Origin of the sequence: Pseudomonas sp. MPDS (genome assembly GCF_013283895.1) — a bacterium.
In the GTDB taxonomy this organism is placed as follows: domain Bacteria; phylum Pseudomonadota; class Gammaproteobacteria; order Pseudomonadales; family Pseudomonadaceae; genus Aquipseudomonas; species Aquipseudomonas rhizophila.
Genome location: NZ_CP054128.1, coordinates 4031023 through 4052168, shown reverse-complemented (window position 1 = coordinate 4052168; position 21146 = coordinate 4031023). Strand labels below are relative to the sequence as shown.

Genomic DNA, 21146 nt, shown 5'->3' with positions numbered 1-21146 from the left:
CGATCTCCTCTACCAATAAACGTTGGAGAGGAGTCTATTCCCATAGGTTCGAACAAAAAGCGCAAAGGTTGGGCGTTGATGATCGGTTAAATCGATCGATCCCGCGCGGCCCAGTATTGGCGGGCTTGCTCTAACGCGTCTTCCCGAGCCAGACCCAGGCCGCGCAAGGCCAGGGCCATGGTGGCGATCAGCGCCAGTTGCGGGTAGCTGTCTTCAACATCGCCTCGCCAGATGGCTTTGAGGTGCTCAGGGTCGAGGCTTTGCGGTTTGACGTGGCGCTGTTCGGCCAGTCGCGGCCATTCCTCATCCCAGCTCACACCGTCGCGGGTGCCATACAGGTGGCTGTCGGCGTCCGGGTTGATCTCGATCTCGCCACCGTCGCCCTTGATCACGATGGTGGTGTCTCCCAGCAAACCGCTGGCATCGCGGTGGACCGCCTGGTAGCCCGGATGGAAAATGCTTTGCAGCCCGCAACGGGCGCCCAGGGGGTTGAGGATCCGCGCCAGGGAATGGATCGGCGAACGCAAGCCCAGGGTGTTGCGCAGGTCGATCATCCGTTGCATCTGCGGTGCCCAGTCCACCAATGGCATGAAGGCCAGGCCACCGTCGTCCAGCGCTGCGCCAACCTGCTGCCAGTCGCGGCACAGAGGGATGTTCAGGAAGCCAAGCAGTTGCTCGGTGTAGAGCCGGCCCGCCGTATGCGCGCCGCCGCCATGCATGAAAATCCGCACACCGTTCTGCCCAAGGCATTTGGCTGCCAGCAGGTACCACGGTAAATGACGCTTCTTGCCGGCGTAGGTCGGCCAGTCCAGATCCACCGCCAACGCCGGGGTCTGCAGGCGCTCACGCAAGGCTTGGGTAAAACCGGTCATTTCTTCGGCGCTTTCTTCCTTGTGCCGCAATAGCATCAGGAAGGCGCCGAGCTGGGTGTCCTCGACTTGCTCGTCCAGCACCATGCCCATGGCTTGCCGCGCTTCTTCGCGGGTCAGGTCACGGGCGCCGCGCTTGCCTTTGCCGAGGATGCGCACGAATTGGGCGAACGGATGTTCGGCCGGGGTCTCAAGGGTCAGCGGTGGGAAGTCGGTCATAAGCAGTTCGTCGGTTTGGGCAGGCCCGCCAGCTTGGCGGCGAGTTTGGCGGGGGTGCCTTTGAACAATCGGTTCAGGTGCAGGCTGTTGCCCTTGTCGGCGCCCAGTTTCAGCGCCGTGTACTTGATCAGCGGCCGGGTCGCGGGGGAGAGCTGGAATTCGTCGTAGAAGCCGCGCAGCAGTTCGAGGACCTCCCAGTGTTCGGGGCCCAATTCGATGTCTTCGGCGGCCGCCAGGGCTGTGGCGACTTCGGCCGACCAGTCATTGAGATCGGCCAGGTAGCCGTCCTTGTCCAGCGCAATGGCGCGTTGGCCCACGTTCAGCACGTTCATAACCAGGTGTTGACCTTGTCATGGTGGACCGATAGCGCGACGAACGCCGGGTAGTCGATGGCCTCGGCCCATTGCGGAATGTCCAGGGCCCGGGCTTGTGCGTCTTCGCCAAGCACGAAAAGCTTCAGGCCTCTGCGCTGCAGTTCTGCAAACGGCACCGTGGCGGCTCGCAAGGCGTATGTCGCGTCGCCGCACAGCAGCAGTGCGTCCGGCTCGCCCAGTACCCGCAGGCAACTGGCGAAGCGGCTATCGCCGAAGGGGGAATGAGACAACACATGCAAAGTCGACATCAGAGGGTGATCACCTGGTCATAACGATCAATGAGCGCGGCGATCTGCGGCGCGCTGAGTATTTTCAGCTCGTCCAGCGCCAGGTTAGCGGTTGCGACGCCACGTTCGGCGGCACTGTCGGCGCAGACGTAGAGGTCCTCGACGCCAAACATGGGCAACGCCTGCAAGTTCGCGCTCAGGTCCTTTTGCTGGAGCGCCTTGGCGTTCTGGCCGTTGGCGAGCTGAAAGACCCCGTCGTCGAGGAACAGCAGGCCGATGGGCAGGTCGAACGCGCCGCCGGCCAGCACGATGTCCAGCGCTTCCCGGGCCCCGGGGCCCGACCAGGGAGCCTGGCGGCTGATGAGTAACAAGGATTTGGCCATTACGCGCCTCCGAAACAGATCAAGCGGTCGGCGTCCTGGATCGCATCATGCAACTGGCCCAGGCCGGACAAGGCCCAAGGGGAGCCGACGCTGACCGCCGAACGCTGGTAGCGCTGCGCCTCTTCATCGTTCAGCACGCCACGGCGCAACGCCGCTGCGATGCAAACCACGCCGTCGAGCTGGTTGTCGCTGACAAAGGCGCGCCACTGTCGGGGCAGATCCTGTTCATCCTGGGGCGTTACGAGGCTGTCGGCAGCGTTATAGACGCCATCCTGATAGAAGAACAGCCGCACGATTTCATGCCCACCGGCCAGCGCGGCCTGGGCAAACAACAGGGCGCGGCGCGAGGAGGGCGCATGGGCGGCGGAAAACAACGCGATGGCAAACTTCATGACAGACCCGATCAGCAAAACTGCGGCCATGATAAAGCTTTATGGACGGGGGGGCGATTGCCAGGAAAGGGGCGAGCGCCACAGGAAGTACTCAGCCTTGGTTTTTGAGACCATTCAACTCGCAATACTCCGCCCACTCCATCCCCGCCATCTGCGCCACCTCCTTGTGGACTTCCATGCGCTGGTTTTCGTAGTCCTGAGGCGAGGTGGCGGTCAGTTGCAGGGTCAGTTCCCAAGCGAACAGGCCCTGGTGCTCAGCCTCGGCTTCGAATGCTTCATGCAAGCGCTCGGCGCGATACTGCGCGGCGGTCTCGCCCTTGGCCTGGGCCAACAGCGGGTTGAGGTTGTCCAGCTCGACGCGCAGGTCGGGGCGTGCATCGAGAAATTTTTCCAGCGCTCGTTCATGTTGCTGTTCGGTTGCCGCCATGGTCACTCCTTGGGTGCCGGGGGTTGTTTCTTGCTGGCCTTGGCCGCAGCGGCCAGGCATTCGAGGGCGAACTGTTCGGTGTAGGTCATCTGTATCGGCGTGGTTTCGCCCTTGACGGTGCGTTCGCCGTCGAGGATGTAGCGAATCCGCTTGTCGGTGACGCCGATTCGCTTGGCGATCCAGGCCGGGGTCTGGCCGATCTGGCTGATCAGTTTGTCAGCGTATTCGGTGCTGGGTTTGTAGAACTCGGCATTGGGTGTCATGGGCTGTTCCGCGCGGGCAAGTGGCAATGGCGCGACAGGTTGCGCGAATCATCGCCCGGTGTCGCGTATAAATTTCAGTAAAGCAGCATGAAGGCCCAGGTCGCAGTGCTACAGTCGGTTTTTTTCTCTATGAGTGAACGCAATGCGAATGCTGATGGTGGCCGTGGCCGCAACGTTGCTGGTTGGCTGCGCGGGTTCGGCGATGAACCAGGCCCGTACTCAAGCACCCTATAAGACATTGACTTCGGACAAACCGCAGCAGGTGGTGGCCGAGTGTGTGCAGTTTTCCTGGCAGGACGAAGCTGTGTTTGGCGTCGATGCCGGTGCCTATCTGCAACCCGGCAAGACGGGTGGCATGACCGTGTACACCCGCTCGGCTGAGTCGTTTGTGGATCTGCAAACCAGCGCTTCCGGCACGGCGCTGAACTACTACGCCCGGCATGACGACTTTGTTGCCAAGCGTCGGTTGGCGGCGTTGGCGACTTGTCTGTAGACCACTTGCACTGCTATCGCGAGCAGGCTCGCTCCCACAGGTTTTTGTGTCGTTTGCAGATCCTGTGAACACTCGCAACCCATATGGGAGCGAGCCTGCTCGCGATGAGGCTGGCACAGCCCACATCACCGCAGTTGACCCACCGCTATCGCGAGTAAGTCCACAAGAGCCTGTATTTCACTCGGTCTGGCTCAGGCGCTTCTGGAAGAAGAAGCGCTGGTGGCCCGGCGGGTAATCGTCGATCTGGCCGATTTCCGTGAAGCCCAGTTGCCTGTAGAACGCGGGCGCCTGGAAGTCGAAGGTGTCCAGCCACATGCCCACGCAGTTTTTCTCTCGGGCAAAGTCTTCGGCCATCTGCATCAACGTCGAACCGGTGCCCTGGCCACGGGCCTGTTCCGGCACCACCAGCAACTCGATATAAAACCATTGAAAGAACACTCGACCGTAGAGCCCGCCCACGGTTTCGCCGCTGTGTTCGTCGCGCACCAGCCAGGCGACCAACTCAGGCACCGTCCCGCCGGTCTTGGCCGTGTTGTAGGCGCGCAGCGGGACGAGGATCGCCTCGCGGTCTTCTGCGGTGGGGGTGTCCGTACGTTCGATTCGTAGCGTCATCGGCAATGTCCTTGTGCGGTGAGGGATGAGCCGCACGAGCCTATCCCAAACCTGGCTTTTGCGTCACCCAAGCGACGGCGAACAGGCGTACTACGCAAACCGGGCCATACTGCCTAGTGTTTTGAAGCGATCCGCGACAGGGAATGATCGCCAGGTTGTTAATCTGTTGTCGGGATCCAACACGTTTTGAAGAGGAACGTCATGAACACCGCATTGCTGATCATCGATGTCCAGAGCGCGCTGTGCAGCGGCCAAGAGGAGTGTTTCGACAGCCCACGCATGATCCGGACAATCAACGAGCTCAGCGCCAGGGCCAGGGCCGTCGGCTTGCCGGTGATCCTGATCCAGCACGAAGAGCTGGAGGGGTCGCTGACTTATGGTTCCAGCGCCTGGCAACTGGCCGATGGCCTGTTGACCGCACCGGATGACCTGCGAGTACGCAAGACCACGCCGGACGCCTTCTACCAGACCGACCTGCTGTCGCTGCTGCAAGCGCGGATGATTGATCGCGTGGTGATCTGCGGGTTGCAAACCGACTATTGCGTCAACGCCACCGTACGCCAGGCCCATGCCCTGGGTTATGACGTGGTGCTGGCCGCGGACGCCCATTCCACCGTGGACAACGGCAGCATGGCGGCCGAGCAGATCATTGCCAACCACAACAACCGGCTGGGACGCCTGAGCAGCGCGGTGTCGCGGATCGATGTGCTGCCGGCGGGGGAAATCCGTCTCTGATCGCGACACCCAAACCTGTGGCGAGGGAAACCGGACGATGGCATCGGATGCGTTGATCAGCGCCGCAGCACGAGCACTGGCGGCGGGGGATCCGGTGGCCGCGCTCAATCGCGTTTCCCTGCGTGACGATGCGCCGGCCTTGGCGCTTCGCGGCATTGCCATGGCGCAGTTGGGCGAGCTGGAGCGGGCCAGGGTGCTGATGCGGCGGGCGGCTCGGGCCTTCGGGCCCCGGGAGGCCGTGGCACAGGCGCGGTGCGTGGTGGCCGAAGGGGAGATCGCCCTGGCGTCCCGTGATCTGGCTTGGCCGGTGAAGCGCCTGGAGGCTGCGCGGGCGGTGCTTGAACGCCAGGGCGACCGGACGAACGTCGCCCACGCACGCTCAATCGAAATCCGCCGCTTACTGCTGCTAGGCCATCTCGACGAGGCCGAGGCGAGGCTGGTTGACCTTGACCCGGGCTGTCTTCCACCGCCGTCCAGAGCCGCTTGCGAACTGGTGGTGGCGGGCATCGCCATGCGGCGGTTACGAACGAAAACCGCACGGGCCGCACTTGAACGTGCCACCCAGGCTGCGCGACAAGCCGGCATTGGCGCGCTGACTGCCGAAGTCGAAAGCGCCTGGCGCGTCCTGCAGGCTCCGGCGGCGCGTCTGATTGCAGGGGGCGAGGAGCGCTTGCTGACCCTTGAGGAGGTTGAAGCACTCCTGTCCAGCGACGCGTTGGTGGTGGACGCATGTCGCAATGGCGTGAACAGGGCGAGCCTGCGGATCTCTCTTGCCAGGCGCCCGGTGTTGTTCACCCTCGCCAGGCAATTGGCTCAAGCCTGGCCTGCCGATGTGTCCAGGGAAACCCTCGTTGCCCAGGCCTTTGGCTTGAAACTGACGGATGATTCCCATCGCGCCCGACTGCGGGTCGAAGTCGGGCGCTTGCGGGTGGCGCTGCGCCCGCTGGCCGAGGTGACGGCGACCCGGCGTGGGTTTGCCCTAATGCCACGCAAGGGCGGCGAAGTGGTGGTGCTGGCGCGTCCTGTAGAAGAGCCCCACGCCGCAGTGCTGGCGTTGCTGGCCGATGGCCAATCCTGGTCCAGTTCCGCCCTGGCGCTGGCCCTGGATGCCAGCCAGCGCACCGTGCAACGGGCCCTCGACACGCTGGCCGCGTCCGGCAAGGTGCAGTCGGTCGGGCGTGGGCGGGCCTGTCGCTGGCTGGCGCCACCGTTGCCCGGATTCACGACGGTATTGTTACTCACCGCGCTGCTGCCCGATGGTTAGGATGCAGTCACACCCCAACGAGGAGGCTTGCAAGATGAAACATTCAGATGCGCAGATCCTGCGTGAATACGGCCCTTTTCCCGGCGTCGATTGCGTGCACGGTGTCAGTCATGACGGCGAGCTCGTCTGGTTCGCTTCCGGCGACAAGCTGCATGCCCTCGATCCGGCCAGCGGCCAGACGTTGCGTTCGCTGGACGTTCCGGCAAACGCCGGAACGGCTTTTGACGGTGAACACCTGTTCCAGATCGCCGGAGACACCATTCGCAAGATCGACCCGCGCAACGGCCAGGTACTGGCGACCATTGCGGCGCCCAATAGTGGTGATGATTCAGGACTGGCCTGGGCCGAAGGATCACTCTGGGTCGGCCAGTACAAGGCGCGCAAAATCCTCCAGATCGATCCCTCCACTGGCAAGATCCTGCGCACCCTCGAATCCAACCGCTTCGTCACGGGCGTGACCTGGGTCGACGGCGAACTCTGGCACGGCACCTGGGAAAACGATGAAAGCGATCTGCGGCGCATTGACCCGCAAACCGCAGAAGTGCTGGAAAGCGTGACCATGCCGCCGGGGATTGGCGTGTCGGGTCTTGAGTCAGACGGCGGCGAGCGGTTCTTTTGCGGCGGTGGCAATAGCGCGAAGGTGAGGGCGGTGCGTCGGCCGGCCTGAAGCGTGTGTGGGAGCAGCTTTTGCTCCCACACAGCGACGATGGATGCTTCAGTTCAGTTGCGTCCGGCGGCCTCGGTAACCGGCGCCTTGATGCGCTCGACCTTGCGATAAGTCAGCAACACGATGCCGGTGACCACAATCGCGCCGCCAATCACCTGGCCCGGGTTGAGCATCTGGTCCAGCACCAGCCAGCCGATCAGCAGGGTCGCCAGCGGTTCGATGTTCATCACCGGGGCGTTGCGCGGCATGTCCAGGCGGGGCACGGAAATGAACAGCACGATAAACCCGGTGCCATAGAGCACCACCAGGGTCGCCAGGGCAAACCAGCCGGTGCTGCTGGCCGGCAGGTCGAAGCCACCGGGAAGGGCGCCGGTCAGGCCGGCGAGGTTGACGCTGCTGAACACGATGAAAATGGTCAACAGGCTGCGGACCGACCCGCGCACCTGGGACAGTTTGTGGTCGGTGATCCATAGCGCGCAGGCGAACACGCAGGCGGCACAAAAGGCCAGGCCCACGCCGAGCAACCACTGCGGGCCGACGCTTTCTTGCGACGATAGTCGGGCCGGTACTTCCAGCACGAACACCAGGCCAACCAGAATCATGCCCATCAACGCGGCAGTGCGCGCGGTCGGACGTGGCCCGCCGAGTGCCCAGGTCAGCAACGCCAAGAGGATCGGAAAGACATTGCCCACCAACAGCGCCAGGGCGACCGGGACCCGAGCCACGGCGGAATACAGGCACAGACTCTGGGCGGCAATCAACAGCCCCAGAGCCAATTGCCAGCGCCAGACCCCCTGCGGCAGGCGCAGGTTCTGGCGTTGCCAGAGCACCATTGCGGCCAGCACCAGCAAGGTGCCGCCCGAGCGCAGCAGGATCGCCAGCAAGACCCCGGCACCGTCATCAAATGCTGCCCTGGCGGCGACATGGTTGCCGGCGAAGGCACATCCCATGCACAGCAGAACCAGCACGGCGAGGTGCCGAGGGAGCGGAGTGGGGGTGTCAGGTGCAGCCGTGGAGCGGGTCATGGCAGGGGGTCTCAAAGGCAGGCCGCCGAAGCAAGACGCTTCGGAACGGCTAGTTTAGTTATAGGTTGTCGTACAACATCAAAAGGGATTTGTACCGTATAGCGTTGCAGGAAACAAGCGCCCTATTTTGGCGCAAGGCTGTTCATTCAAGCGCCTATGCAGTGCGGCGCCAGTTGCGCGCGCGCCACGATGAATCCCCTATCGCCCTGGGTTTGCTGTACAACAATGGAACCGGGGCCGGCAGTCCCTTGCGTTGTTGCGATACTGACCCTCGATTATCCCTTCCTGCGGAGCAACCCATGCGCCTGGCTGATTTCATCCTCGACAATATCGAGCCGATTCTTCAGGCGTGGGAAGACTTCGCCAAAACCATCACACCGGCCTCCCATGGCATGGATTCGGTGGCTCTGCGCGATCACGCCGAGCAGATGCTGCGCACCATTGCCGCTGACCTGCGCACTTCGCAAACCGTCAAGGAGCAGATCGCCAAATCCCAAGGCGATGCGCCGGCGGCAGAGGCTGAAACTGCAGCCGAAACCCATGCGGTCATTCGCCAGTCCTCGGGGTTTACGGTGGAGCAGATGGTTTCGGAATACCGGGCGCTGCGCACCAGCGTGCTGATGCTCTGGATGCCGCAGACCCAACTGGACCACGAGCAAGTGGTGTCCGACGTGATCCGCTTCAACGAGGCCGTAGACCAGGCCCTGGCGGAGTCCGTGGTCAGCTATTCGGGCGCCGTCGATGCGGGCCGCAATATCTTCCTCGGGATTCTGGGGCATGACTTGCGCAGCCCCCTGGGCGCGATCCTGCTGAGTTCCGAAGTGCTGCTGCGGGCAGGCGACCTGCCCGCCAAAGCCACCAAGATCTCTTCGCGTATCTACACCAGCGTCAAACGGGCCAACAAGATTGTCGGCGATCTGCTGGACTTTACCCGCACCCAACTGGGGGCGGGCATTCCGGTGCAGCGCTTCAACGGTGACCTGGTAGCGGCCTGCGAGGGCATGGTGGAAGAGGCGCGGGCCTATCATCCGGAAAGCAGAATCATCTTTGAAACGACGGGCGCCCTTGAAGGCCTGTTTGACCAGGCGCGTATGGAGCAAGTGTTCGCCAACCTGATTGGCAATGCCGTCCAGCATGGCAGCGAGGGTTCGCCGATTACTGTTTCATTGAGTACCGAAGAGGATACGGCGGTGATTGCCATCAACAACCAGGGCAAGCTTATCGAGAAGGACGCCATTGCCAGCATCTTCAACCCGATGGTCCGGCAATTGCGCAGCGGTGACATGCAGTATGGCTCTGCGGCTGGGCTCGGGCTGGGCCTGCACATCGCGTCCGCCATCGTATCCGCCCATAAGGGCACTATCGAGGTTCATTCCAAGGCCAGATCGGGCACCACCTTCACCGTACGGATCCCGCTCCACGCCAACTGAATTTTTTCTTGCACAGGGCAGAGCGCATACTTGTACGATGTCCTATCACGGAGTAAAACTGTCGTCGCCGTCCAATAATAATTAACGGAGACGCACGATGGATGCTTCGCAACCTGCAACGACTGCCCATCAGGGCCGCCGGGTATTCCTGAAAAAATCCTTGGTGGTTTCGGCCGCCGCCGCAACCCTGGGCAACCTGCCCGGGCTGACTCAGGCAGAACCCTTGAGCCAGCGCTACCCTGACCCACTGATCAAGATCCTCGACCCCAGCTTCATGGACCTGCGGCTGTTCAACGCCAGTGTTGAAAAGCTCGCCAGTGGCCTGCGCTGGGCGGAAGGGCCGGTGTGGGTGGGCGACGGTCGTTATTTGCTGGTCAGTGACATTCCCAACAACCGCATCATGCGCTGGGATGAAGTCACCGACAGCCTGTCGGTTTACCGCGAGAACTCCAACTTTTCCAACGGCCTGTGCCGCGATCGCCAAGGGCGCTTGCTGGTTTGCGAAGGCTCCACCACGTCGACTGAAGGCCGGCGCGTCACCCGCACCGAGCACAACGGCACCATCACCGTGCTGGCGGACAGTTTCGAGGGCAAGCCTTTCAACTCGCCCAACGACATCGTGTGCAAGCGCGACGGTTCTGTCTGGTTCACCGATCCACCGTTCCAGACCGGCAACAACTACGAAGGGCATAAAGTCGCCCCTGCCCAGCCCCACGCGGTGTATCGCATCGACGGTGAAACCGGCAAGGTCACGCGAGTGATCGACGACATGGCAGGGCCCAACGGCCTGTGCTTTTCGCCAGACGAGAAGATCCTCTACGTGGTCGAAGGTCGGGCCAAGCCGAACCGCCTGGTGTGGGCGATCACGGTCAAGGACGATGGCACCCTGGGCGAACGGCGCAAGCACATCGAAGGCTTGGATTACGCGGCCATCGATGGGCTCAAATGCGACGAGAGTGGCAACCTCTGGTGCGGGTGGGGCGGTAATGGCGATCCCAAGGCCGACCTGGAAAAGCTCGACGGTGTGCGAGTGTTCAATCCCGAGGGCAAGGCTATCGGCCACATCTCCCTGCCGGAGCGTTGCCCTAACGTCTGCTTCGGCGGACGGGAGGGTAATCGCCTGTTCATGGCCGGCAGCCACTCGTTGTATGCACTGTTTGTGAATACCCGTGGGGCGACGTTTGCGTGAGTGACTGACCTTCAGACCCTGGGTTTGATTGTGGTGAGGGGGCAGTTGTGGGAGCAAGGCTTGCTCCCACAAAAAAACCTCGCCACAGAGTTCTGTTTGGACCAGGGGACCTGGTTATCCGCAACTCCACAATTCCACCGTTGGCTGACTTGCCTTGGGCGGCCCGAGCCAATGGCTCATCGGCTGGCAAGCCCCGTCGACGCACAACTGGTAATCACCCGCTTCGGGTGTTCGCCCCAGTTTCAGCGGTTGCAGGGGCGGCAACTGGCGCTGATAGTGCCAGCTGCCGTTTTTCAACCGGGCACCGTCCGGAACTTCCATGCCGGCGCCGTTGCCCTTGACCCTGGCTTCGCCCAGAACCAGGCCTTGTTCAGTCACGCGGTAATCTTCCTCCCAGCGGATTTTCTCGATGGTGTGATTCCACGCCAGGGTGAAATCAGTGACAGGAAGCTGGGCCCAGACCGCACCGGCCAGGCCCAGGCACAAACCGATCACGCCAAGGCCCGTCCGGTACGCCGCGAGCGCCACACGTGTTGAAAGATCAGCAGAGCCCCCAACACGAAGCCGATCTCATCGGTCAGCGGCAGCGCCACGACCAGCAAAGCCCCGGCGGCAAAGCACATCAGGCGTTCCCAGATCGGCATTTTCTGTTGCAGGTAGCCGGTGGACGCCATGCCCCACAGCCCGACCGCGAGCATCGTCTTGATCAGCATGTAAGCAGTCATCCATAGGCTGTCGCCCTGGAGCATCAGCGCCGGGTTATAGACCGCCATGAATGGAATGACGAAACCGGCAAGGGCGATGCGCACCGCCCAGAAGCTGATTTTCAGCCCCGTTTCCCTGGCAATGGGCGCAGCGGCGAAGCAGGCCAGCGCGACCGGTGGCGTCAGGTCGGCGAGGATGCCGAAATAGAACACGAACATGTGCGACACGATCAGTGGCACGCCCAGTTCCAGCAGGGCGGGCGCGGCGATCGAACTGGTGATGATGTAATTGGGAATGGTCGGAATGCCCATGCCCAGCACCAGGCAGGTGAGCATGGTCAGGATCAGCGACAGCAGCAGGTTGTCCTTGCCGATGGCCAGGATGTAGCCGGCGAAGGTTGACGCCACACCGGTCAACGACACCACGCCGATGATGATCCCCACCAGGGCGCAGGCAATCCCCACCGGCACCGCATGCCGCGCGCCGTCCACCAGTGCGTGCAGGCAAACCGTCAGGGTTTCCCGCGCGCCTTTGATGAACCAGCAGATCGCCACCAACACCGCGATCACCGCGAATATGACGCCAATGCCTAACTGGAAAAAGCCCACGCACAAGATGCCCAGGGCGATCCAGAAAGCGCAGCGCATTGCAAAGCTCGACACCCGCAAAATGATCGCCGAACCGAGAATCACGATGGCGGTGAGTGCCAGTCCGACCATGCCGGAAAAGAGCGGCGTGCGACCGGAGAACAGCAGGTAGATCAGCACGGCGAGTGGGATCAGCAGGTACCAGTTCTCTTTGACGGCGCCCAGCGCGCTGGGGCATTGGTCTTTGGGCAAGCCCTTGAGGTTGGAGCGCTTGGCTTCCAGGTGAACCATCCAGAACACCGAGCCGAAGTACAGGCACGCGGGAATCAACGCCGCTTTGGCGATTTCAACAAATGGCACGTTGATGGTCTCGGCCATGATGAACGCCACGGCGCCCATGATCGGCGGCATCAACTGACTGCCCATGCTCGAGGTGGCTTCCACGCCGCCGGCAAACGCGGCCTTGTAGCCGAAGCGTTTCATCAGCGGGATGGTGAATTGCCCGGTGGTCACCACGTTGGCGATGCCCGAACCGGTAATGGTGCCCATCAAGGCAGAGGAGGCAACCGCCACTTTGGCCGGGCCGCCGAGCTTGTGGCCGAACAGGCCCATGGCAAAGTCGGTGAACAGCTTGATCATTCCGGCCTTTTCAAGAAAGGAACCGAACAGAATGAACAGGAAAATGTAGGTGGCCGATACGTAGGTGGGCGTGCCGTACAGGCCTTCGGTGCCGAAGGATAATTGATTGACGATCTGATCGAAGCCGTAACCGCGATGGGCCAGGTCGCCTGGCAGGTATTCACCGAACAGCCCATAGGCCAGGAACAGCCCGCAAATCAGCGGCAGGGCAATCCCCATCACCCGCCGGGCCGCTTCGAACACCAGCACGATCAAAATGATACCGATGATGAGGTCCGTGGACGTCAGATCCCCGGAGCGCTGGATCAGGTCGGCTTCGAACACCCACTGATACACCGCCGTCGCCACGCCGGCCAGGGACAACAGCCATGCCAGAGGTTGCCAGGGGCGGCTTGCGCCATAGGCGGGGTAACTGAGGAACACCACCCACAACAGGAAACCCACGTGCACGGCACGCAGCACCTGGCTGGAAATGGGGGAGAAGGCGGCGGTGATGATCTGGAATACAGAAAACAGCAGGGCCACGTAGAACAGCGTCTTGGGCCAGTCTCGTGGGTCGGAGGGAAGACCGTGCTGAATTTCACTCATTAACTGAAAGCCTCTTGTCTACATCGAAGGTGCGAACCAGGAGGGTGCAACGGCGATCATCGCCGCTGCACCGGGTCGGTCTACAGCGCGCCGACTTCCTTGTAGTAGCGCTCGGCACCGGGATGCAGCGGGATAGGCAGGTTCTTCGCGGCATTTTCCAGCTTGATGTCCTTGGCCGCCGAATGGGCGTTGCCCAGGCGGGTGAGGTTATCGAACATCAGCTTGGTCATCTGGTAGGCCACCTCGTCCGAGACGTCAGCGCGGGTAACCAGGATGTTGGTGATGGCCACGGTCGGCACGGCTTCGGCCTGGCCGTCGTAGGTATTGGCCGGGATATTTGCGCTCTGGTAGGCCGGGTTGCCGATCTTCGCCACCACGTCTGCCGGGATCGACACGTAGTTGAGCGCCATGGTCGAGGCCAGGTCACGAATGGCCGCCATCCCAAGCCCGGAGGACTGGAGCGTGGCATCCAGTTGGCGGTTCTTGATCAGGTCTACCGATTCGGCGAACGGCAGGTACTGGACCTTCATGTCGCTGTAGCTCAACCCTGCGGCCTTGAGGATGGCCCGCGCATTGAGCTCGGTACCGGATTTGGCCGCCCCCACGGAGATGGATTTACCCTTGAGGTCGGCCAGGGTCTTGATGCCCGACTCCTGACTGGCAACGATCTGGATGTAGTTGGGGTAGGCGCCGGCGATGGCCCGCAGTTTGGTCAGAGGGGCTTTGAAACCGGCATCTTCCACGCCGTTCTTGGCGTCCGCCACCGAGTCGCCCAGCGCCAGCGCCAGCTCACCGCGACCGGCCTGCAGCAGGTTAAGGTTTTCCACCGAGGCCTTGGTGGCCTGTACCGACGTCTTGGAGCCTTCGATCCCGTTGCTGTAAATCTGCGACAGGCCGACCCCGATCGGGTAATAAACCCCGCTGGTGCCCCCCGTCAGGATGTTGATGTACACCGGTGCTGCCTGGGCTGTGGTCGTGACCACCAGTGCTGCCGCGGCGGCCAGAAGGGTGAAGCGCTTGTTGACTCGCATGGGAAACTCTCCGTCTTGTTATGGCTTTATGCAGAGTAGTGCCACTGTAGTCGAAACGGACCGGCAGGTGGCGAGTCAATAGCGCATCAAAAGGTGATGGGCGTCGTTTTTTTCAAGCATCCTTGTTAAACGCCGGGCCTGGCGCAGCGCTGCTGCCGCGCACGGTCAACTCGAACGGCAGCACGACATGCCGTTCGGCAAGCGGTGTTTTCTCGATCAGGGCGATCAGCATTTGCACCGCCCGCTGGCCGAAGGTTTCGGCAGGTTGTGAGAGAGTGGTCAGCGGCGGATCACAGTAGGCGGCGAAAGGAATGTCATCAAAACCCACCAGTGAAATGTCCTCGGGCACCCGCAACCCCATTTGCTTGATGCGCTTGAGCGCGCCAATGGCCATCTCGTCGTTTTCACAAAACAGCGCGCTGGGGCGCTCGGCCAGCTCCAGCATCGCGCCGGCCCCGTCGTAACCGGCCTTCAACGTGAAGTCGCCGTGACAGATCAGGCCAGGGTCTGCGGCGATACCGGCTTGGTGCAGTGCATCCTGATAACCGGCTACGCGGTCCAGGGTCAGGGGACTGCTTCGGGGCCCTTTGATGATGCCGATGCGCCGGTGGCCGAGCCCGATCAGGTGTTCGGTCATGGCCTGGGCGGCGGCCCGGTTGTCGAGGCTGATGGTCGGGTAGGGGGCGCCTTTGACCACTTCGCAGGCGTTGACCAGCGGCAAGGATTCGGCGCCCGCGGGAAGCGATTCGAAAGGGTTGCTCGCGCGCAACTGGATCACCCCGTCGGCTTGGTGCGCGTAGACGAGGGCGGCAAATTCGCGCTCGATCTCTTCCTGACCCTGGGTGTCGCACAACAGCAGTCGATAACCGGCCGCCTGCGCAGCCTGCTGGGCCCCGCTGATGACCCGGGCGAAAAAGGTGTTGGCGATGGTCGGGACCAGAATCACCAGGTTGCCGGTTCTCCGGGAGCGAAACTGCACGGCCATCAGGTTGGGCCGATAACCGGCCTGTTCCACCGCCGCGTTAACCTTGTCGCGAGTCTGGGGCAGCACCCGTTCGGGAGATTTCAGCGTTCTGGAAACCGTGGCCACCGAAACTCCGGCCAGCCGGGCTACTTCACGGATATTGGACAAAATCACCTCGATTCGGCGCCAGGAATGCCGGCACGGTTGGGGAGCTTACCGCAGGTTGCGCGTCGCACAAATGCTCATGCATGTGCCAACGGGTTTGACATGCCGCAAAACTGAGCCTAGATTTCCGCCATGATGTAACCGGTTACATCGTCATCAGTCCCAGCATAAGAGAGTCGCGATGAATCCTGTAGCAGCCAAAATAAGAATGGGCTTTGTCGGCGGTGGAGAGGGCGCTTTCATCGGCCAGGCCCACCGTCAGGCCGCGGGTCTGGACGGTGGTTTTGAACTGGTGTGCGGTGCGTTCAGCCGTGATGCGCACAACAATCAGCAGACCGGCGCGGCCCTGGGGCTGGCCGCGTCCCGTTGCTACAGCGATTGGCAAGGCATGCTCGACAGCGAAGCGGCGCTGCCGGCCCACTTGCGCATGGAACTGCTGGTCATCGTCACTCCCAATCATCTGCACGCCCCCATCGCCAACCAGGCGCTGAAGGCGGGTTTTCATGTGTTCAGTGAAAAGCCCGCCGCTATGAACCTGCGTGAGTTGCTGGCCCTCAAGCAAGTGCTTCAAAGCAGCGGCCGGCTCTACGGCCTGGCTCATACCTACCTGGGTTATCCGATGGTCTGGCAGGCCCGGGAGATGGTGCGCACCGGCGTGATCGGTGCGGTGCGCAAAGTGCTGGTCGAATACCCCCAGGGCTGGCTCAGTCAGGACGTCGCCGGGCAAGGCAACAAACAGGCCGGTTGGCGCGACGATCCTCAACAGTCAGGGTTGGGTGGCTGCATTGGCGACATCGGCACCCATGCGTTTTCCCTGGCGGAGTTCGTCGCCGACCAACCCATCGAGCAGATATGCGCGGCGTTGGGCACCCACATCCCGGGTCGGCAACTGGACGACGACGCGGCGATGCTGTTGCGCATGGCCGGTGGTGCCAGCGGCGTGCTGATTGCCAGTCAGGTCTGCGCAGGTGAAGAGAACCCGCTGAAAATCCGCCTGTATGGCGATAAGGGTGGATTGGAATGGCGCCAGGAAGAACCGGCCAGCCTGATCCATCGTCCCATCGACCAACCCCTGCGAGTCTTGCGGTCCGGTGTGGGCCAGCCCTGGCTGTGTGAGGCCGCCCGCCAACGGATGCGGCTGCCGGCCGGGCATCCTGAAGGTTATCTGGAAGCCATGGCCAACCTCTATGGCGATTTTGCCCGTGCCATACGGGCCGCCGCGCCAGGGCCAGACACCCCCGGCGTACCCGGCATCGAAACCGGTCTGCGGGGCATGGCCTTTATCGAAGCGGCCATTGCCAACCATCGCGGCGATACCAAGTGGACCGCACTGGCCTGCACACAATGAATCAGGAGAGCCCCACCGTGAATTCCATTGCCCAAACACCGACAGGCCTGCGTGGCCCGGGTATTTTCCTGGCGCAGTTCATGTCCGCCGACGCGCCGTTCGACACCCTGGCGAACATCGCTCAATGGGCGGCCGCACAAGGTTACAAGGCCATCCAGCTGCCGACGTCGGGCACGCAATACATCGACCTGGCCCGCGCCGCCGAGAGCCAGGACTACTGCGACGAACTCAAGGCCATTTGCGCCCAGGCCGGTGTCCAGATCAGTGAGTTGTCGACGCACCTGCAAGGCCAGTTGGTGGCGGTGCATCCGGCGTTCGACGCACTGTTCGACGACTTCGCCCCGGCCCATCTGCGCGGTCAGCCCCAGGCGCGGACCGAATGGGCGATAGAGCAATTGAAGCTCGCCGCCCGCGCCAGCCAGCGACTGGGCCTCACCGCCCATGCGACGTTTTCCGGTGCGCTGTTGTGGCCGTACCTGTACCCGTGGCCGCAACGTCCGTCTGGCCTGGTAGAGCAGGGATTCGCCGAACTGGCCCGACGCTGGTTGCCCATTCTGGACTGCTTCGACGCAGCCGGCGTGGACCTGTGCTACGAAATCCATCCGGGTGAAGACCTGCACGACGGCGCCTCGTTCGAACGTTTTTTGCAGGCCGTCGATCATCACCCTCGGGCAGCGATTCTCTACGACCCCAGCCATCTGCTCCTGCAGCAGATGGACTACCTGGGCTTCATCGATCGCTATCACGAGCGCATCCGCATGTTCCACGTCAAGGACGCCGAGTTCCGGCCCGACGCCCGTTCCGGTGTGTACGGCGGCTATCAGGGCTGGGTCGATCGTCCTGGACGGTTCCGTTCGCTGGGCGATGGCCAGATCGATTTCAAATCGATCTTCAGCAAACTCACCCAATACGATTTCAGCGGCTGGGCGGTGTTGGAATGGGAGTGTTGCCTGAAGGACTCACAACAGGGTGCTGCAGAAGGCGCGGCGTTCATTGAGCGACACATGATTAGCAAGACTCGAAAGGCGTTTGACGATTTTGCCGGGGTAACGGCTGATGAAGATTCCAACCGGCGGTTGTTGGGCCTGTTGAGGTAACCGGCCCAACCCAAAACCCTATGGCGAGCAAACTCATTGTGGGAGCAAGGCTGGCCCGCGATGAACGAAAACGCGGCTCAACGGTTGGACCGCGGCGCGGCCATCGCGGGCCAGCCTTGCTCCCACAGCGGCTCGCCACACCAGCGCTTCTGAGCATTTTTCTTCACAAGAACAACAATAAAACGGTGACTGTCATGACCACGATGAACGCACGCTTGAGCGTGATGATGTTTCTGCAGTTCTTTATCTGGGGTGGCTGGTTCGTCACCCTGGGGACCTTTCTGTCCAGCACCCTGGGCGCCAGCGGTGGGCAGATCGGCATGGCGTTCTCCACCCAGTCCTGGGGAGCGATCATTGCCCCCTTCGTGATCGGCCTGATCGCCGACCGCTACTTCAATGCCGAACGCATCCTGGCGGTGCTGCACCTGTTGGGCGCGGTGTTGTTGTATCAGCTGTATGCGGCGGCGGATTTCAGCGTGTTCTACCCGTACGTGCTGGCGTACATGGTGATCTACATGCCGACCCTGGCCCTGGTCAATTCCGTGGCGTTCCGCCAGATGCGCGACCCGGCGCTGGAGTTCTCCCGTATCCGGGTGTGGGGCACGATCGGCTGGATCGTCGCCGGCGTGGTGATCAGCTTTGTGTTTGCCTGGGATTCGCGCGAAGCGATCTCGGCGGGCGGCTTGCGCAATACCTTCCTGATGGCCAGCATCGCCTCGCTGGTCTTGGGACTCTACAGCTTCACGTTGCCGGCCACCGTACCGCTCAAGGCGCAAGCGAGCGCAGGTGACGTCAAACAGCTGCTGGGCCTGGATGCCTTGGGCCTGTTGAAGGATCGCAGCTACCTGGTGTTCTTCATCGCCTCGATCCTGATCTGCATCCCCCTGGCCTTCTATTACCAGAACGCCAACCCGTTCCTGGCCGAAACCGGCATGACCAATCCCACGGCAAAAATGGCCATCGGGCAAGTCTCCGAAGTGCTGTTCATGTTGCTGTTGCCGCTGTTCATCCAGCGCTTCGGCATCAAGTTGGCGCTGCTGGTAGGCATGCTGGCCTGGGCGCTGCGTTACGTGCTGTTCGCCTACGGCAATAACGGCGACCTGGCGTTCATGCTCTTCACCGGTATCGCCCTGCACGGCATCTGCTATGACTTCTTTTTTGTCTCGGGGCAGATCTACACCGATGCCAAGGCGCCGGAGCGTTTTCGCAGCTCGGCCCAGGGGCTGATTACGTTGGCGACCTATGGCGTGGGCATGCTGATCGGCTTCTGGGTGGCGGGGCAGGTGACCGATCACTATGCCGTGGACGGCGGCCATGAGTGGAAGAGCATCTGGTTGTTCCCGGCCGGTTTTGCGCTGCTGGTGTTTGTCTGCTTCCTGTTTACCTTTAACGGCCGGCAGGCGGTCGTTGCCGCTTCAAAGGCCTGAGGGGCTGGACGTCAGTCATTTATGGCTGACGTCCAGTTTGGTGTAGGTCACTTTCCCGCCTTCGCTGGAAGAACCGACGTTGTCCAGGGTGTAGACGCCGGCCTTGAAGTAAAAGTTGTAGCCATGCCAGGCGCGGTCCAGCTTCACCTGCTTGCCAACGCTGTTGATCAGCACCGTGAGCTTGCCTTGCTTGTCCATTTGCAGGGAGTAGCTGAAGGTTTTGTTCAGTGCCACTTTTGGCACGGTATAGATCACCGGGCTCTTCTTGTCCTTGGGTTTTACCCGATATTCCACATCGATGTTGCCGGTGCCCTTGGCGTAGCGATACACCAGTTTCAACAGCGGCGTAGGGGCATCCTTGGCGTGGATCTGCGCGACGACTACACGGCCCTCGGAAGGGACCTGGTTCACCGCCAAAGTACCTTTGAGGGTATTGACGCCGCTGTTGTAACGCCAGTTGCGCAACTTGCCGTCTTTGGTGGTTTCGCGCAATTCGGAGCGCGGGTAGTCACTTTTACCGGTGTGGGAGCCGGTCACCGGCGCCCAGAAGACAATCCGCTCGCCGGAGCGGTTGAAATACTTGTTCTGCAGCGTCGGCATGGCCTTGGTCGCCACGACTTGCGCCGGGGTCTGCACGGGTAGGGTGATGTTCCAGACAGTCAAATCGATCATGGTCAATGCTCCGACGGAACCGGCCATTACTCATCAGCCGGAATGGGCAAGATTACCTTCCGTGGCACAGTGTCCATGGTATCGACGGGGGCCTGTTTAGCTGCAGAGGCAACTGACGAATGGCTCTGCGCTGAGCCTTGCGGCCGGTTGAGCGCAGTGATGTCAATTTGACGCTGATCGGTTAGAGTACGCGCCGCCCGAGAGATGGATCCCGGGCGTTTTCTCATGGAGTATTCAATGAACCACCTCAGCAAAATTGTCGCCTGCGCACTGGTTGGCCTGGCCCTGGCGGGTTGCACCGGCACCCCGATGAAAACCAAGCAGTACGACAGCAGCCAATACACCGTGGTCGGCCACAGTGAAGCGAAAGCCACCGGCCTGCTGCTGTTCGGCATGATCCCGATCCGCCAGAACAACCGTTTCGTGCGCGCTCAGAATGCCGCGATCCTGGCCAAGGGCGGCGATGCCATGATCAACACCCAAGTGCAGGAAGACTGGTTCTGGGCCTGGGTCCTGACCGGTTACACCACCAAGGTGTCCGGTGATGTGGTCAAGCTGAAAACCGTTCAGTAAGACTCACGCTGTTGTGGGGGAGGGATGTGCAGTGCCGGCTGGCGCGGATCGATCTGATCCAGTCACTGCTAGTCAACAGTACGAGCACTTTCCTCCTCCCGAAGCCCAAGGCTCATGTCATCGCAGCTTTGCGACCAGGCGCTGAGCCATTCGGGCATGGCCGGTGAGTGTTCGGCCAACCCCAGTGCGCGAATAAACTCTCCCGGTGCAATCGTGCCTTGGGCCGAACGGAACAGGCCGCGCATCATCACCACGCCCACCACGCGCCCCTGGCTCAGGAAGCGGTGTTCCATGAAGGTCCACTTCTCGTCCCAGCCCAGCAGGCGGGTGTGCACTTCGAACGCTTCGAACAGCTTCAGCTCCCGGCGAAACTTACCCCACACATCCCCCACGATCGGCACTGCCCGGTTGCGCAAGGCCACTTTGTAGGCGCCGCTGCGCAGCACGTAATCCATACGCCCTACGTCGGCCAGGGTGAAATAGCGGCCATTGGTGACATGGCGGTTGAGGTCCAGGTCCAACGGCCACACCCGCATGCGCACCACGGTGGTATCCAGGGGGCCGGTCGGCTTGCGCCAGGGACGACGAAACAGCATGAGCAACAGTCGGAACCAGAGATTCATAAATACGCCCGCGAGGGTGGAAAACGCCGCACTTTAGACAGGCGCCGAGGCTTGGGCTAGGTGCGCAAATGACTGTTTTCGTGGAAATCGCACATTTGGGACAGGTCCGGCGGGTTTGAGCTCATCAAGAACCTGAGTTTGCGACGGCTGCGCCGCCG

Annotated in this window: 25 protein-coding genes; 10 read left to right on the top strand and 15 right to left on the bottom strand. The window is 61.9% G+C overall.

Translation table 11 applies throughout. The features are described from left to right. Positions 1 to 86 precede the first annotated feature (86 nt). The 7 genes from HQ912_RS17835 to HQ912_RS17805 all read right to left on the bottom strand — a co-directional run bounded on the left by HQ912_RS17835 (position 87) and on the right by HQ912_RS17805 (position 3154). A complete protein-coding gene (locus HQ912_RS17835; protein WP_076385471.1) occupies positions 87 to 1088 on the bottom strand; it encodes a glycosyl transferase family protein in 1002 nt (333 codons plus the stop codon). Then, positions 1085 to 1420, bottom strand: coding sequence for a TusE/DsrC/DsvC family sulfur relay protein (locus tag HQ912_RS17830; RefSeq protein ID WP_076385469.1), 336 nt, complete (start codon positions 1418 to 1420; stop codon positions 1085 to 1087). Before HQ912_RS17830 ends, HQ912_RS17835 begins: the two co-directional genes overlap by 4 nt. Continuing rightward, complete coding sequence (gene tusB, locus HQ912_RS17825) at positions 1417 to 1710, bottom strand: sulfurtransferase complex subunit TusB (RefSeq protein WP_076385467.1); 294 nt, start codon at positions 1708 to 1710, stop codon at positions 1417 to 1419. The genes HQ912_RS17830 and tusB overlap by 4 nt, the downstream gene beginning before the upstream one ends. Then, positions 1710 to 2072, bottom strand: coding sequence for a sulfurtransferase complex subunit TusC (gene tusC / locus HQ912_RS17820; protein ID WP_076385465.1), 363 nt, complete (start codon positions 2070 to 2072; stop codon positions 1710 to 1712). Before tusC ends, tusB begins: the two co-directional genes overlap by 1 nt. Next, the gene (gene tusD, locus HQ912_RS17815; RefSeq protein ID WP_076386709.1) at positions 2072 to 2464 is read right to left on the bottom strand and encodes a sulfurtransferase complex subunit TusD; all 393 of its coding nucleotides are present in this window, start codon (positions 2462 to 2464) and stop codon (positions 2072 to 2074) included. The genes tusC and tusD overlap by 1 nt, the downstream gene beginning before the upstream one ends. Before the next feature lie 91 nt (positions 2465 to 2555). Then, complete coding sequence (locus HQ912_RS17810; RefSeq protein WP_076385463.1) at positions 2556 to 2891, bottom strand: DUF6388 family protein; 336 nt, start codon at positions 2889 to 2891, stop codon at positions 2556 to 2558. Between the two features lie 2 nt (positions 2892 to 2893). Then, positions 2894 to 3154: a hypothetical protein gene (locus HQ912_RS17805; protein WP_047227706.1), complete on the bottom strand. Its 261-nt coding sequence runs from the start codon at positions 3152 to 3154 to the stop codon at positions 2894 to 2896. Between the two features lie 142 nt (positions 3155 to 3296). Here HQ912_RS17805 and HQ912_RS17800 point away from each other — a divergent pair, with 142 nt between their 5' ends. Continuing rightward, positions 3297 to 3647 carry a hypothetical protein gene (locus HQ912_RS17800; RefSeq protein ID WP_047227705.1) on the top strand — a complete coding sequence of 117 codons (351 nt, stop codon included), beginning with the start codon at positions 3297 to 3299 and terminating at the stop codon, positions 3645 to 3647. Positions 3648 to 3824: 177 nt separating this feature from the next. Here HQ912_RS17800 and HQ912_RS17795 read toward each other — a convergent pair whose 3' ends face one another. Beyond that, the gene (locus tag HQ912_RS17795; protein WP_076385461.1) at positions 3825 to 4259 is read right to left on the bottom strand and encodes a GNAT family N-acetyltransferase; all 435 of its coding nucleotides are present in this window, start codon (positions 4257 to 4259) and stop codon (positions 3825 to 3827) included. A 201-nt stretch (positions 4260 to 4460) separates the two neighbouring features. On the opposite strand from HQ912_RS17795, the gene HQ912_RS17790 reads away from it, so the two are divergent. Genes HQ912_RS17790 through HQ912_RS17780 form a run of 3 tightly spaced genes read left to right on the top strand, consistent with a single transcriptional unit; the run spans position 4461 to position 6925 of the window. After that, positions 4461 to 4994 carry a cysteine hydrolase family protein gene (locus tag HQ912_RS17790; protein ID WP_076385459.1) on the top strand — a complete coding sequence of 178 codons (534 nt, stop codon included), beginning with the start codon at positions 4461 to 4463 and terminating at the stop codon, positions 4992 to 4994. Positions 4995 to 5031: 37 nt separating this feature from the next. Further along, positions 5032 to 6258, top strand: a complete 1227-nt coding sequence (locus tag HQ912_RS17785; protein WP_173407109.1) for a helix-turn-helix domain-containing protein — start codon at positions 5032 to 5034, stop codon at positions 6256 to 6258. A gap of 34 nt (positions 6259 to 6292) precedes the next feature. Continuing rightward, complete coding sequence (locus tag HQ912_RS17780) at positions 6293 to 6925, top strand: DUF5074 domain-containing protein (RefSeq protein WP_173407108.1); 633 nt, start codon at positions 6293 to 6295, stop codon at positions 6923 to 6925. A gap of 53 nt (positions 6926 to 6978) precedes the next feature. On the opposite strand, the gene HQ912_RS17775 is transcribed toward HQ912_RS17780, so the two are convergent. Further along, on the bottom strand, positions 6979 to 7950 hold the full coding sequence (locus HQ912_RS17775; protein ID WP_047227700.1) for an EamA family transporter: 972 nt from the start codon (positions 7948 to 7950) through the stop codon (positions 6979 to 6981). A 299-nt stretch (positions 7951 to 8249) separates the two neighbouring features. Between HQ912_RS17775 and HQ912_RS17770 the strand changes: the two genes are divergently transcribed. Both HQ912_RS17770 and HQ912_RS17765 read left to right on the top strand, forming a co-directional pair. Next, on the top strand, positions 8250 to 9380 hold the full coding sequence (locus tag HQ912_RS17770; RefSeq protein WP_047227699.1) for a sensor histidine kinase: 1131 nt from the start codon (positions 8250 to 8252) through the stop codon (positions 9378 to 9380). Between the two features lie 97 nt (positions 9381 to 9477). After that, complete coding sequence (locus tag HQ912_RS17765) at positions 9478 to 10569, top strand: SMP-30/gluconolactonase/LRE family protein (RefSeq protein WP_047227698.1); 1092 nt, start codon at positions 9478 to 9480, stop codon at positions 10567 to 10569. A 114-nt stretch (positions 10570 to 10683) separates the two neighbouring features. On the opposite strand, the gene HQ912_RS17760 is transcribed toward HQ912_RS17765, so the two are convergent. From HQ912_RS17760 to HQ912_RS17745, 4 genes are all read right to left on the bottom strand, one after another. Beyond that, positions 10684 to 11064, bottom strand: a complete 381-nt coding sequence (locus HQ912_RS17760) for a DUF1850 domain-containing protein (RefSeq protein ID WP_107322309.1) — start codon at positions 11062 to 11064, stop codon at positions 10684 to 10686. Then, positions 11061 to 13088 carry a TRAP transporter permease gene (locus HQ912_RS17755; protein ID WP_107322310.1) on the bottom strand — a complete coding sequence of 676 codons (2028 nt, stop codon included), beginning with the start codon at positions 13086 to 13088 and terminating at the stop codon, positions 11061 to 11063. Before HQ912_RS17755 ends, HQ912_RS17760 begins: the two co-directional genes overlap by 4 nt. Positions 13089 to 13168: 80 nt before the next feature. Beyond that, positions 13169 to 14119, bottom strand: a complete 951-nt coding sequence (locus HQ912_RS17750; RefSeq protein ID WP_047227696.1) for a TAXI family TRAP transporter solute-binding subunit — start codon at positions 14117 to 14119, stop codon at positions 13169 to 13171. Positions 14120 to 14231: 112 nt separating this feature from the next. Further along, complete coding sequence (locus tag HQ912_RS17745) at positions 14232 to 15251, bottom strand: LacI family DNA-binding transcriptional regulator (RefSeq protein ID WP_139050637.1); 1020 nt, start codon at positions 15249 to 15251, stop codon at positions 14232 to 14234. Between the two features lie 178 nt (positions 15252 to 15429). On the opposite strand from HQ912_RS17745, the gene HQ912_RS17740 reads away from it, so the two are divergent. From HQ912_RS17740 to HQ912_RS17730, 3 genes are all read left to right on the top strand, one after another. Then, positions 15430 to 16596: a Gfo/Idh/MocA family protein gene (locus tag HQ912_RS17740; RefSeq protein WP_173407107.1), complete on the top strand. Its 1167-nt coding sequence runs from the start codon at positions 15430 to 15432 to the stop codon at positions 16594 to 16596. After that, on the top strand, positions 16593 to 17693 hold the full coding sequence (locus tag HQ912_RS17735) for a sugar phosphate isomerase/epimerase family protein (RefSeq protein ID WP_173407106.1): 1101 nt from the start codon (positions 16593 to 16595) through the stop codon (positions 17691 to 17693). The genes HQ912_RS17740 and HQ912_RS17735 overlap by 4 nt, the downstream gene beginning before the upstream one ends. Positions 17694 to 17887: 194 nt before the next feature. Next, the gene (locus HQ912_RS17730) at positions 17888 to 19120 is read left to right on the top strand and encodes a nucleoside permease (protein ID WP_173407105.1); all 1233 of its coding nucleotides are present in this window, start codon (positions 17888 to 17890) and stop codon (positions 19118 to 19120) included. A 15-nt stretch (positions 19121 to 19135) separates the two neighbouring features. Here HQ912_RS17730 and HQ912_RS17725 read toward each other — a convergent pair whose 3' ends face one another. After that, on the bottom strand, positions 19136 to 19792 hold the full coding sequence (locus HQ912_RS17725) for a polysaccharide lyase family 7 protein (protein ID WP_173407104.1): 657 nt from the start codon (positions 19790 to 19792) through the stop codon (positions 19136 to 19138). Positions 19793 to 20029: 237 nt separating this feature from the next. On the opposite strand from HQ912_RS17725, the gene HQ912_RS17720 reads away from it, so the two are divergent. Further along, the gene (locus HQ912_RS17720; RefSeq protein WP_047227691.1) at positions 20030 to 20365 is read left to right on the top strand and encodes a lipoprotein; all 336 of its coding nucleotides are present in this window, start codon (positions 20030 to 20032) and stop codon (positions 20363 to 20365) included. Positions 20366 to 20433: 68 nt separating this feature from the next. On the opposite strand, the gene HQ912_RS17715 is transcribed toward HQ912_RS17720, so the two are convergent. Next, positions 20434 to 20988 (bottom strand): thioesterase family protein, encoded by a 555-nt coding sequence (locus HQ912_RS17715; protein WP_047227690.1) that lies wholly within the window; start codon positions 20986 to 20988, stop codon positions 20434 to 20436. Positions 20989 to 21146: the final 158 nt, after the last annotated feature.